Annotated in this window: 11 protein-coding genes; 5 read left to right on the top strand and 6 right to left on the bottom strand. The window is 66.5% G+C overall.

Going from position 1 to position 12,110, the window contains the following annotated elements; translation table 11 throughout:
• Nucleotides 1–1,226: cyclic nucleotide-binding domain-containing protein (locus JNK68_06220; GenBank protein MBL8539951.1), on the bottom strand; the 1,226-nt coding region annotated here is incomplete at its 3' end.
• Between the two features lie 23 nt (nt 1,227–1,249).
• Nucleotides 1,250–2,980: an FAD-dependent oxidoreductase gene (locus JNK68_06215; protein ID MBL8539950.1), complete on the bottom strand. Its 1,731-nt coding sequence runs from the start codon at nt 2,978–2,980 to the stop codon at nt 1,250–1,252.
• Nucleotides 2,981–3,449: 469 nt separating this feature from the next.
• Here JNK68_06215 and JNK68_06210 point away from each other — a divergent pair, with 469 nt between their 5' ends.
• The gene (locus JNK68_06210; GenBank protein ID MBL8539949.1) at nt 3,450–4,832 is read left to right on the top strand and encodes a phenylacetate--CoA ligase family protein; all 1,383 of its coding nucleotides are present in this window, start codon (nt 3,450–3,452) and stop codon (nt 4,830–4,832) included.
• 294 nt (nt 4,833–5,126) lie between these two features.
• Nucleotides 5,127–5,534, top strand: a complete 408-nt coding sequence (locus JNK68_06205; GenBank protein MBL8539948.1) for a serine acetyltransferase — start codon at nt 5,127–5,129, stop codon at nt 5,532–5,534.
• A gap of 101 nt (nt 5,535–5,635) precedes the next feature.
• Here JNK68_06205 and JNK68_06200 read toward each other — a convergent pair whose 3' ends face one another.
• Both JNK68_06200 and JNK68_06195 read right to left on the bottom strand, forming a co-directional pair.
• Nucleotides 5,636–6,619, bottom strand: coding sequence for an oxidoreductase (locus JNK68_06200; protein MBL8539947.1), 984 nt, complete (start codon nt 6,617–6,619; stop codon nt 5,636–5,638).
• Between the two features lie 143 nt (nt 6,620–6,762).
• The gene (locus JNK68_06195; GenBank protein ID MBL8539946.1) at nt 6,763–7,404 is read right to left on the bottom strand and encodes an OmpA family protein; all 642 of its coding nucleotides are present in this window, start codon (nt 7,402–7,404) and stop codon (nt 6,763–6,765) included.
• 364 nt (nt 7,405–7,768) lie between these two features.
• Here JNK68_06195 and JNK68_06190 point away from each other — a divergent pair, with 364 nt between their 5' ends.
• Together JNK68_06190 and JNK68_06185 are read left to right on the top strand one after the other, a co-directional pair.
• Nucleotides 7,769–8,200, top strand: a complete 432-nt coding sequence (locus JNK68_06190) for a GIY-YIG nuclease family protein (protein MBL8539945.1) — start codon at nt 7,769–7,771, stop codon at nt 8,198–8,200.
• Nucleotides 8,201–8,263: 63 nt separating this feature from the next.
• Complete coding sequence (locus JNK68_06185) at nt 8,264–8,731, top strand: YbaK/EbsC family protein (GenBank protein ID MBL8539944.1); 468 nt, start codon at nt 8,264–8,266, stop codon at nt 8,729–8,731.
• 54 nt (nt 8,732–8,785) lie between these two features.
• On the opposite strand, the gene JNK68_06180 is transcribed toward JNK68_06185, so the two are convergent.
• Nucleotides 8,786–10,024, bottom strand: a complete 1,239-nt coding sequence (locus JNK68_06180) for an anion transporter (protein ID MBL8539943.1) — start codon at nt 10,022–10,024, stop codon at nt 8,786–8,788.
• 116 nt (nt 10,025–10,140) lie between these two features.
• On the opposite strand from JNK68_06180, the gene JNK68_06175 reads away from it, so the two are divergent.
• Nucleotides 10,141–10,542: a hypothetical protein gene (locus JNK68_06175; protein ID MBL8539942.1), complete on the top strand. Its 402-nt coding sequence runs from the start codon at nt 10,141–10,143 to the stop codon at nt 10,540–10,542.
• Between the two features lie 14 nt (nt 10,543–10,556).
• On the opposite strand, the gene JNK68_06170 is transcribed toward JNK68_06175, so the two are convergent.
• Nucleotides 10,557–12,110: PD-(D/E)XK nuclease family protein (locus tag JNK68_06170; GenBank protein MBL8539941.1), on the bottom strand; the 1,554-nt coding region annotated here is incomplete at its 5' end.

Genomic DNA, 12,110 nt, shown 5'->3' with positions numbered 1-12,110 from the left:
GTCGTGAAGAAGGGATCGAAAATGCGTGGCTGGATCTCCGGCGGGACGCCGGGGCCGTCGTCGCAGACCTCGATCACCGCGAACTCGCCGTTGCGCCGCGTGCGGATGGTGATGGTGCCCTGCCCGCCGAGCGCGTCGGCGGCGTTGTCGATCAGATTGGTCCAGACCTGATTCAGCTCGCTGCCGTAGACCATCAGCCGGGGCAGGGAGCGGTCGTAGTCGCGCACGACCTCGATGCCATGTTTCAACTTGTGGCGCAGGATCGTGAGCGTGTCCTCGATGCCGTCGTGCAGGTCGACCTCCTGCCGCGGCGCCTGACCCTCGTAAGAGTACGACTTGAGCGCCTTGACGAGCTCCGAGATGCGCGCCGAGCCGCGCCCGGCCTCGTTGAGCAGTGTGGCAAGCTCGACGCTCGATGCCACCCAGCGTACCGCCGCGTCGGTGTTCTCCTCGCCCACTCCGGCGACGAGTCCGTCGAGGTCGGTCGGAGCGATGCCGCCTGCGACCAGCGTCGGCGCAAGCAGCCAGCTCTCGCCGACACCCCGATCGCCGAGCCAGTCGGATATCTCGTCTTCCTGCTCGGCAGCGACCAGCGGGTCGACCGCCACCTGCTCCTGGAGCCGCGCCTCGGCGCGCTCGCGGAAATTCTCCAGCACACCGCAGGCAGTCGCTGGCAGACCATGGACGTGCAGCGCGTCGGTCGCTTCGTACAGTGTATCCAGCACGTGCCGCAGGCGGTCGACGACGCGTGCGATCGCCGCCGCCGGATTGTTGAGTTCGTGCGCGAGACCGGCGGCGAGCGTACCGAGCGCCGCCATCTTTTGGCGCTGGCGTGCGAAGGACTCCATCCCGGAGACGCGCTCGGCCATGGTGCGGAAGATGACCCTGCTGAACTCGGGCGAATCCGCGAGCAGCCGGCGAAACGCAGCTTCAGGGAGCTGGCCGAGGCGGCATGGGGCGACCGCGCGGAGCGTCACGAACAGGCGGGTCTGCGCGAGCAGCGGTATCTCGCCGAAGAAGGCCGGCGCGGTGTGATGCCCGGCCGGGAGCGACTCGCCGTTGTCGGTGCGTTTCAGCGCATCGATCCCGCCCTCGACGAGGATGAAAAAGCCGCGCACCGGATCGCCCTCCGTCACCAGCGCCTCGCCCGGTGCGAGCGTGACTTCGACAAGCTGGCTGCACACCCAGCGCATGCAGTCGTCCGACAAGTCGGCGAAAAGGGGCATGGCGCGGAGCCGGTCGAGCGGGATCATTGGTCGGCGAGGTACTGGTGTATGAACTGCACGGCGATCGATCCCTCGCCGACGGCGGCGGCCACCCGCTTCACCGAGCCGCAGCGCACGTCGCCGGCGGCGAAGATACCGGGCACGCTGGTCTCGAGCAGGAAGGGCGCGCGAGAGAGCGGCCAGGCGGCGCTGCGTTCGCCCTCGCGCGCAAGCATCGACCCGGTGCGGATGAAGCCCCGCGCATCGCGCTGGATCACGCCGTCCAGCCAGTCGGTCTGTGGCTCGGCGCCGATGTAGATGAAAAGCGCGGCCGCTGACCGCGTTTCGTCGATGCCGGTGTCGGTGCTGCGCAGTGTGACCTCCTGCAGCCGGCCGTTGCCCCCCACCGCGCACACTACCGTACACGGCCGCACGCGGATGTTCTCCGTCCGCCCGATCTGGTCGATGAGATAGTGCGACATCGTCGCCGCGAGCCCCGATCCGCGGATGACGATGGTGACCGAACGCGCGTAGCGGGCGAGAAACATGGCGCCCTGCCCCGCGGAGTTGCCGCCACCGACCACGATCACGTCCTGCTCGCCGCAACCTGCAGCTTCCGTCGTCGCCGCCCCGTAGTAGACACCGGCGCCGGTCAGCGCGTCGATGCCGTTGCAGTCGAGCCGGCGATAGGCCACGCCGGTGGCGATGACCAGCGCGTGACACGAGAGCTCGCTGCCGTCGGATAGCCGCACGAACTTGTACGGACCTTCGACGCGCACGCCTTCGACCGAGCGCGTGACGATCACCTCGGCACCGAACCGCTTCGCCTGCGACAGCGCCCGGCGGGTGAGCTCGCCGCCCGACACGCCCGCTGGAAACCCGAGGTAGTTCTCGATGCGCGAGCTGGTCCCCGCCTGCCCGCCCGGCGCGTCCTTCTCCAGGATGGCCGTCGACAGTCCTTCCGAGGCACCGTACACGGCGGCAGCGAGCCCGGCCGGTCCGCCGCCGACGATGATCACGTCGAAGAACGGCGTGCTCGAATGCGTGACAAGCCCGAGCCGTTCGGCGAGTTCGGCGGGAGTCGGACGGGCGAGGCGCGTGCCGTCGGCCAGCAGGACCAGCGGCAGTCCGCTGCTATCGGTGCGGCCGCACGCCGCCTGCTCCGTCCCCGGCAAGCAGCCGATCAGGTCACGTGCCTCGCTGTTTGTCTCGGCATCGAGCCAGCGATAAGGGATCTGGTTCCGCGCGAGAAAGTCGCGCAGCTGGTGCGCCTCCGGCGACCACTGGCTGTCGATCAGCCGCACACCCTCGAACGGCGGCTGGTAGCTCGCCTGCCAGTCGCCCAGCAGCTCGTCGATCACCGGATAGAGGTTGAGCTCCGGCGGATGCCACGGCTTCATCAGGTAGTAGTCGAGATGCACCGCGTTGATCGCCTGGATGGCCGCGTCGGTGTCGGCATACGCCGTGAGCAGCGCACGCTTCGCCTCGGGGAAGATGGGCAGCACCTGTTCGAGGAATTTGACCCCCGTCATGCCGGGCATGCGCTGGTCGGCCAGGAAGAGCGCAACGGGGCGGTTCTGCAGCTTGAGCGTGCGCGCTGCCTCCAGCGCAGCCGCGCCCGAATCCGCACGGACGATCTGATAGTGCTCGCCGAACGCGGTGCGCAGATCGCGTGCCACGGCGCGCACCACCTCCGGGTCGTCGTCGACGACGAGGATCACGGGCCGCGTCGCAGATCGGGAAGCGTCGCGGGCAACGCGATTGCCAGTGGTGATCGTGGACGCCAACGCACTCCTCCTTCACGAAGAATCGACTGTGACCGCCAAAGTGCGGGGTGGTTTCGCCGGCGCTCCAAGGTTTACGACTTGGTTGAGCACAATGCAGGGATTCGACTACTTACCCATGCTCCGCTCGCCCGCGAGCTGCCATCGCCCCACGGGACAGAAGAGCTGGTTCGAATGGCCGGTTCAGAGTTCCGGGCAGTGAGTTGCCGGCAGTGACTGTGCACCTCTTTCTTTGCAGCGCGCGCGGCCTTGAGCGCTCGGTCTGTACGAGTGCCGCAGAGCCACGCGAGAACGCAGCACGAGCACGCGCCGGTCAGCCTCGTTTGCCGCGCAACGCGGACTCCCATGAGCGCAGACGCTCGCCCTGCTCGCCGTGACAATTCCGACAAATCTGCTTTGTTGACTTCCGTCATTGACATCGTAATATGCATATGTGGGTCACGCATGACCCACCCATACAGTGCTCGAGCATCTCGAAAAGAAAGGGGAGGAATACGTGCTGACCGAATTGCGCATGGAACTGCTATACGGCAGCCGTGCCCTGGTGCGCGACAATGTGCTGAGTCAACAGCTGGTGCGCAGGCTGCGTCGACACGAGGCGATGGACAGCGAGGCGCTGCAGAAGCTGGGCGACCGGCTGCTGCACCGCAGCCTGCAGACGGCCATCGCCAAACTACCTTACTACGCGCATGTTCCACGCGACTTTGCGCCGAGCGAAGCGCGGCAGGCGCTGCGCGAACTGTTCCCGATTGTTGACAAGACGATGCTGCTGGACCAGCCGCAGGCGTTGTATCCGAATGGCGGCGTCAAACGGCCCTGGCATGTGCTGGGCAAGACCAGCGGCACCACCGGCACGCCGCTGGTGATCTTCCGCAGCCTGCGATCAGTGCAGATGGAGCAAGCCTTCATCAAGCGTCACTGGAGCTGGGGAGGCTATGTGGAGGGCATGCCTCGCGCCACGCTGCGCGGCGACGCGGTGACGAAGCTCGACCGGCAGGAGCCCCCATTCTGGTTCGAGAACCGCTACAACCGCCAGCTGTTGCTGTCTTCGCGGCACTTGACGGATCAGTGCATCGACGCCGTTATCCGCAAGCTCCGCGATTACGCGCCTGCGATGATGCAGGCCTATCCTTCCACGGCTTACACGCTGGCGCAGTACCTGGAACGGCGCGACATGTCGCTGTGCATTCCCTACCTGTTCACGGCTTCCGAACCGCTTTATCCCAACCAACAGGAACTGATTCAGGAGCGGCTTGCGTGCAACATCATGGACATGTACGGCATGGCCGAACGCGTGGCCTTCGCTACGCAGTGCGAATACGGATCGATGCACGTCAACACGGACTATTCGCACGTCGAGATAGTGGACGAGCATGGCGCGCCGACGAACGACGACGGCTATGTTGTCGGCACCACGCTGCACAACCTGGCGATGCCGCTGGTGCGCTATCGCTTGAGTGACCGCACGCGATGGAAGCCGGGCCAGTGCCCCTGCGGACGATCCTTCCCGATGATCGAGCCGGTCACCGGCAAGCTGGAAGACCGCATCACGGGCGGTGATGGCACGGAAATCAGTCCGTCCGTGCTGACTTTTGCCTTCAAGGGCGTGGCGAACGTGCGCAAATCGCAGATCGCGCAGATCGCCCCGGGACAATGGGAGTTGCGCCTGGTGCCCGATGTACGCTTTTCGCAGGCCGACCAGGACAAGCTGCTGTACAACATCAAGCACCTCGTCGATCCGACCGTGCGCGTGACGGTCGAGCTCAAGGATCTCCTTCCCAACACGTCAGCCGGCAAGTTCCGCTGGGTGGTCAATGAATGGCAGGACCGGCGGCGCGCATGACGACCATCGTGCCGGCCCCCGGTCATGTGGAGGCCAGGGGCCGCATCGCTTCCGTGCACCGTGTTTGCGGGCAAACGTGTCTCCGCGGTGTCTCCGCGCCCGCATCGGCGTGCGCTATCTGCGCATTTCGACGGTATCGAGTGGTGCGGCCCGTCCTGCAGCCGAGCGTCGCATGATCCGAGGAGAGAGAAGATGAGACTCGCAGTCAGACTGCACCTGGCATCCGGGCGTGCAAACGGGATCCCGGTCATCGGCCGCGCCCTCGGTCGAGCCATCTATCGCTTCTCGAAGATCGTGACGAGCTCCGATATCGACCCGCGCGCCAGGATACACCCCACGGTCCACATTCCCCACGCAACCGGTGTTGTGATCGGCGAAACGGCCGTGGTCGGCGAGCGGACGATCATCATGCCGGGCGTGGTGATTGGCGCACGGTCTTGGGACGAGCACGACCGGCACGCCAAGATTGGCGCCCGGGTGATCATCGGCGCCGGCGCAGTACTGCTTGGCCCGATAACGATCGGCGACGGCGCGCGCATCGGGGCCAATGCCGTTGTGCTGTCCGATGTCGACCCAGGGGCCGTCGTGATCGCGCCGCCGGCGCGCCCTCTTGTCAGGGAATCTCCGCAAAGCCGAGGGATTTCGCGGTCGCAGACGGAAGAGGACGAGTGGTCCTCGAGACGTGACCGTTCGTTCGGGTGATTGCCAGGCATCGTCGAGGAAGCATTTTCCTCTGGCGCTGCCGGAGCTGAAACCGGGTGCCCTCGGTGCGCGGCTCAGCCCACCCGGCCCATGGTGCGTGATCAGCGATTCACGTCGACGACGACGCGTCCCCGCACCTTGCCGGCGAGGATGTCGGCACCGGTGGCAATGGCGTCGGCCAGCGGAATCTCGTGCGTGATCGTCTCGAGCTTTCTCGGATCCAGGTCGCGCGCGAGCCGCGACCACGCCTCGATGCGCTCGGGCTTCGGGCACATGACGCTGTCGATGCCGTAGAGCGTGACACCGCGCAGGATGAAGGGCGCGACGGTGGCGGGGAAATCCATCCCCTGCGCGAGTCCGCACGCTGCCACCGCGCCACGGTACTTCGTGGTCGCGCAGACGTTGGCGAGCGTGTGGCTGCCGACTGCGTCCACCGCGCCCGCCCAGCGCTCCTTCTGCAACGGTTTGCCGGGCGCCGAGAACTGCGCGCGATCGACGATCTCGGCGGCACCGAGCGACTTGAGATATTCCGCCTCCTGTGTGCGACCGGTGGATGCCACCACGGTAAACCCGAGCTGCGCCAGCACGGCGACGGCCACGCTGCCGACACCGCCGCCGGCCCCGGTCACCAGGATCTCGCCGTCCGCCGGCTTGAGGCCGTGCTTCTCCAGCGCCATCACGCACAGCATCGCGGTGTAGCCGGCCGTGCCGATCGACATCGCCTGCTTCGGCGTGAACGCGGCAGGCAGCGCCACCAGCCAGTCGCCGCGCACGCGCGCCTTCTGGGCAAGACCACCCCAGTACCCCTCGCCCACGCCCCAGCCGTTCAGCACCACCTGATCACCCGGTTTCCATTCCGGGTGGCTGCTCGCTTCGACAGTGCCGGCGTAGTCGATGCCGGGCACCATCGGATACTTGCGCACCACGGGTGCCTTGCCGGTCAGGGCGAGTCCGTCCTTGTAGTTGAGCGTGGAGTAGGCGACCCGTACTGTCACGTCACCCTCGGGAAGCTGCGCCTCGTCGATGTCCGTAACCCTGGCTTCGCGGGTCGAGTCGGTCTGCGTGATGAGGATGGCCTTGAACATCTTGATCTCCGGGAAAGGTGGACGGCGTCGAGGGCGAAAGTATGCCGCGCCGGCTCGCGGCGAGTCGAGAGCGGTGGTGGATGCCCAAGAAAAAAAGGGGGCTTTCGCCCCCTTTCCTTGAACCCCAGGAAAAACCGTGCAGCTTATTGCCGGTGCGAAACCCGCTCGACCGGAGGCGCATCGGCCTCCTGCAGCGGATGCACCGTCGTGCTGTTCGCGGCGACGGCGGGTGTCGCGCCTTCGCGGTAGACCAGGATCTCGACGCGGCGATTCACCTCGCGACCCTTGGCCGTGCTGTTGTCCAGCAACGGCGCCGTCTCGCCGTAGGAGACGGGCATCACGTGGGCGCGGTCGACGTGCTTCTGGCTCACCAGATAGTTGGCGACCGCGTTGGCGCGCTTCTGCCCGAGCGCATAGTTGTAGTCATGCGACCCCGAATTGTCGGTATGACCCGCGACGATGAAGCTGACCCCTTCGGTCCCGTTCGGCGAGCGCTTGAGCTCGGCGACGATGGCATCGATGTCCTTCCTGGAGCTGGGTGCGAGATTCGACGAATTCGGCTTGAACGTCGCGCCCGCTTCGACCACGGCCTGGCGCTCCAGCTTGGAGTTGGACATCGTGTCGAGCGCCTGCTGCGTGCGCGCGTCGATGGAGGCGAGCTTGCCGTCGAAATCGCCCACCTTCACCTCGACCACTTTCATGCGCCCACCGAGATTGCCGATCTGGTTCTCCGCCTTGGTCAGCCGCTCGTCGTTCTGAGCCACCCGGGAGGCGACGGGATCCATCTGCGACTGCACCCATTCCCGCGTCGCGCATCCCGGCATTATGGACAATGCTGTGAGAACCCCTGCCGCTAGAACAATTCGATGATTATTCATGGACTTTCCCCCAGTGCCTGTAAGTTCAGTTGAGGAATGCTGCATGATCTCTAGTGCGTAAGACGCGGACAACCGCGCAAGGATAAAAATCCCTTCGTGGGCGTATCACCCACGCCGATCCGCGTCTTTGGACCTGAATTCGAGGACTTTTTATGGACTTCGATCTCGAATCCGCCTGATACGCCCCTCCGATCATGATCATGGGGTTGCGGAGGGAAGTTTGTGCTTTATAGCACCAGTCAAACGAAAACTACTAGTTTTTTTGCGTTCCATGTCACCAAACCCACTCACCTGTTGCAAATCTGCGTCGCCCGGAGCGGCTGAAGGGGAAGGCGCAAACCCGGCGGATGGCCCCCCGAATGCTCCAATCACCTACCAGCTCGTCATCGAGATCCCGCGGCGTGTGCGCATTGCGATCGGGGCACTCGGCGCCTGCGCGTTCCCGCCCGGCCGTTACATCTACACCGGTAGCGCCCGGCGAAATCTCGAAGCGCGCATCGCGAGACACCTCGCACGCAGGAAGACGCTGCGCTGGCACATCGACCATCTCCTCAACGCAGCGGGCGTGCGCGTGGTGGACGTGCATCGCCTCGCAGAGCCCGAGTGCGTGGTCAATCAACGCACCGCCGGGAAGATCGTGGTTCCGCGCTTCGGCGCGAGTGACTGCCGCGCGGGGTGCGGCAGCCATCTCAAGCGCGTGTGACCTCGCATTCGGAAGCACGTGGTCTATATTGGAAGTTCCGGGATCTGCAATTCGGAGGCCGCTATGACCATTGCCACGACGCTCGAAAACTATCTGAGGTATATGCACGTTCCCTTCGACATGGTGCCTCATCGGAAAGCCATGACCAGCCTGCGCAGCGCCAACGCAGCACATATCCCGCCGCACCAGATGGCCAAGGCGGTTGTGCTCCGCGACGAGATGGGCTACGTCATGGCGATCGTGCCCGCGGACCGTCGGGTCAATCTGGATGCGCTGCGCGAGCAGCTGGGACGCACCATGGGACTCGCCACCGAGCCGGAACTTGGCACCATGTTCAAGGACTGCGCAACCGGCGCCATTCCCGCTCTGGGTGTCGCTTACTGCATGCAAGCCGTGGTGGATGACGAACTCTGCGAGGGGACCGACGTTTACTTTGAGGCGGGCGACCACGAAGACTTGGTACGGATGCGCCGGGACGACTTCCTCCGCCTGCTCGCCCCTTCCGGTCACGGGAACCTCTGCCGGCATTGAGCTCGACCGTGCGAGGTCACGGCACTACGGCGGGGCGCGCTTGATGCGCCCCGCTCAAGCCGAGTTCGTTCGCAGCCACAGCCACCCGCCCGCGATCGCCAGCGTGACGAGCGTCACCGGCACGCCGGTGCGCGCGTGGCGGTGCCAGTCGAAGGCGATGCCGTGCCGTTCCGCTGCATCGGCGACGATCAGGTTGGCGATGCTCCCGACCAGCAGCAGGTTGCCGGCGAGCGTGCTCGACAGCGCGAGCACCGGCCCCGCCAGCGCGTGTGTGGCGACCGGCAGCAGCAGCATCACCGCCGGCACGTTGGAGACCAGGTTCGAGAGAACGAAAGTGACGCCGAACAGTATCGCGGGATCCGCGAGGGAAACGCCGGCCTGTGCCAGGTCATCGACGACGCGATCGGGAACACCGGTTTCCTGGAGCGCGTGGTTGACGACGAAGAGACCGATGAACAGGATGAGCAGCTGCCAGTCCACCAGCCCCAGCATGTGCCGCGAGTGCAGCCTGCGTGAGAGCAGCAGCACGCCGGCGCCGGTCAGCGCGACGATCTCGCGCGGCCACGGCGCGAAGAGAAAGGCGAAGAAGATGAACGTGGCCACCGTGAGTCCCTTGGTGGTCTGCCAGCGGTCGAATGGGATCGATTCGCCGCGCCGTTCCCGGGTCGCCTCTTCCGCCGCACCGGCGTGTACCCACTTGCCATGTGTCTGCAGCGCGATGATGCCCCAGGTGGCCGCGAGCCCCAAGGCGACCGGCACCGCCGCTTCCATCAGATAACCCGGGAACGACAGCCTGAGCTTCTCCCCGATCAGCATGTTCTGCGGATTGCCGATCAGGGTGAGCGCGGAGCCGATGTTGGCTGCGCACGCGAGGCCGAGCAGGAAGGGCAGCGGCCGCAAGCGACGCTCGCGGCAGGCGTCGATCAGCACCGGCGCCACGGCCAGGCAGACGATGTCGTTGCTGAATACAGCGGACAGTCCGGCCACGGCAAGGATCATCACCCCGAGCAGCAAGGGCGGCGTCAGCGGCAGCGCCGCCAGTTGCACCGTGACCCGTGCATAGAAGCCCGACAGTCGCAGTTGCGCAGAGACCACCATGAACGCGAAGAGCAGGATGATCGTCGGCAGATGCACCGCCTCCGCCGCATCCTGCAGTGTGAGGTCGCGCACCGCGAGCAGCGTGATGGCGCCGAGCAGGGCGATGCCGGTGCGATCGAGAGACAGGAACGGCATGCCGCCCAGGATCATGCCGAGGTAGACCAGGCAGAACACGACGACGACGAAGGCGCTCATTGCGTGGGCGTGACGACACCGGGTGCGAGCGATGGTGCGAGTATAGTGACCCTCCCGCTCTCCCCTCGACCTCTGCTACCCTGAGCGGCTGTTACCTTCTTCCATCGGAGGCACCCATGGCCGACAGGCGAGACGACCGGCTTTCCGAAGCCAGAATGGATGCGGCGGATCTCTACCGCGAGGAGATCTACACCGACCGCAAGATCGGCACCATCCGCGTGATGACGCCGGTCAAGAGCGACGGCGGCGCGGATCCCGCACGCAAGACGCTCTACGTCGGCGAGGCGCAGATGATGACCTCGGCCGGTGCGCTGCCGCTGAGCTTCGAGATTGATGCGAACTCGCTGGCGGACGCGGTCACTAAGTACGCGAGCGCCGCCCGCGAAGGCTTCGAGCGAACGATGCGCGACCTGGAGGAACTGCGCCGGCAGGCCGCCTCCTCCATCGTCATACCCAAGGCCGGCGCGGCGGGGCTGCCCGGGGGCCTGCCCGGCGGCGGCAAGATCCAGATCCCGTAACGGCCAGGCGCGGATCACAACGGCACGAGGTGCCCGCCCGCGAACACCACCGCGGCGCGCACCGGCTTGCCTGGATACAGCGCCGCCATCGCCATGCGGTACGCTTCGAGCTGCGCCCGGTGGCGGCTTGCCGCTTGTGGCGCCTCGCCGGTCTTGTAGTCCAGCACCCAGACTTCCTCGGCGAGTTCCACCACGCGGTCGATGCGTCGCAGCTCGCCGGACGCATCCGCATATGCCACCTCGTTGTGCGCCGACAGATACCGCGTCGGATCGAAGAAGCGTTGCAAGTCGGGCGCGGCGAGAATGGCCTGTGCGTCATTCCAGAGCAATGCGAACTGCGCCTCGTCGACGTCGAGCAGCTCCCGCAGCCAAGCCGTGTCGGTGATCGTCCCAGGCTCCGCCAGATGCTGCAGCAGCAGGTGCATGCGCTCGCCGCGCCGCGTCGCCGCCGACGCAAACGCAGCGCGCCGCGTGCCGGTCGGCAAGGCTCGCCCGAGTTCGGGCAGCCATGCGGGATCCGGAAACGCGATGCCCGCAGCCTTTGCGGTCGACGGCACCGCCAGCGGTGGCGCAGCAGTCGCTGGGGCAGTTGCCGCCAGGTCGTCTCCTGCGGTTCCGCCCGCGTCGCCGAAGTCGAACGCCTCCGCGATGCGCCGATACCAGCTGCGGCCTGCCTTGCCGTTCTCCGCACCGCTCACGACGAGCGCCTGCCGCGCCCGCGTCATCGCCACGTAGAGCACGTTCGCCTCTTCGCGTTCGGCGAGCATCGCCTCGGCCGCCAGCAGCCCGTCGCGCGCGTGGCCGCGTGTCGCCTTGGCAGTGAGCAGGGAGAAGTGCCGAGGGCGCGCCTCCTCCGGGGGCCAGTCGACGAGCACGCGGTTCGGCTCGTCGCCGCGCCGCGCGTGATTCGCATCGAGCAGCCACACGATCGGCGCCTCCAACCCCTTCGCGCCGTGCACGGTCAAGATGCGGATCGCATCGCCGGCAGTGCCCGTCGTGCCCTCGTCCGGCGCTTCCTCGTCCTCGCCGCGGCGCAGCCACGCGAGTTCGTCGAGAAACCGCGGCAGGCTCGGGTAGCGCCCGGCGTCGATCTCGAGCGCGAGACGGATGAAGGCGTGCAGGTTGGCGAGCACCGATTCGCGCATCGCCTCCGGCACCGACCGCGCATACCGCGCCAGCACGTCCCCCTCGAAGTAGATGCGGTCGAGCAGATCGTGCACCGGCAGGCGATCCACCCACGCGAGCCAACCGCGCAACAGCCGGTGCGCGCGCACGAGCCGAGGCGTGGCGCTCCCCTCGGCGACGCGCCGCTCGAGCCGCCGCCACCAGGTGGGACCCTCGGTGCGGGCAAGCGCAATCAGGTCCTCGTCCGCGCACCACAGGATCGGCGAGCGCAGTGCCGCGGCGAGGTCGAGATCCGCAAACGGCGTGACGAGAAAGCGCAGCAGCGATGTGAGGTCGGCCGCTTCCAGCGTCAGCAACAGCCCGCCCTGGCGCGGCGTGAGATAGGGAATGCGGGCGGCACGCAGCCGCTGCTCGTACACCGTGAGATGCGTGCGGCCGCGCAC

The organism is Betaproteobacteria bacterium (assembly GCA_016791345.1).
GTDB lineage: Bacteria > Pseudomonadota > Gammaproteobacteria > Burkholderiales > JAEUMW01 > JAEUMW01.
The sequence above is the reverse complement of the archived record's forward strand: the minus strand, read 5'-3'. Positions and strand labels throughout refer to the sequence as shown.

What these genes read in the sequence shown, in the direction of transcription:
- JNK68_06200 (MBL8539947.1), bottom strand. Translation starts at nt 6,619, where the DNA reads ATGTTCAAGGCCATCCTCATCACGCAGACCGACTCGACCCGCGAAGCC.
- JNK68_06195 (MBL8539946.1), bottom strand. Translation starts at nt 7,404, where the DNA reads ATGGATCCCGTCGCCTCCCGGGTGGCTCAGAACGACGAGCGGCTGACC.
- JNK68_06190 (MBL8539945.1), top strand. Translation starts at nt 7,769, where the DNA reads ATGTCACCAAACCCACTCACCTGTTGCAAATCTGCGTCGCCCGGAGCG.
- JNK68_06185 (MBL8539944.1), top strand. Translation starts at nt 8,264, where the DNA reads ATGACCATTGCCACGACGCTCGAAAACTATCTGAGGTATATGCACGTT.
- JNK68_06180 (MBL8539943.1), bottom strand. Translation starts at nt 10,024, where the DNA reads ATGAGCGCCTTCGTCGTCGTCGTGTTCTGCCTGGTCTACCTCGGCATG.
- JNK68_06175 (MBL8539942.1), top strand. Translation starts at nt 10,141, where the DNA reads ATGGCCGACAGGCGAGACGACCGGCTTTCCGAAGCCAGAATGGATGCG.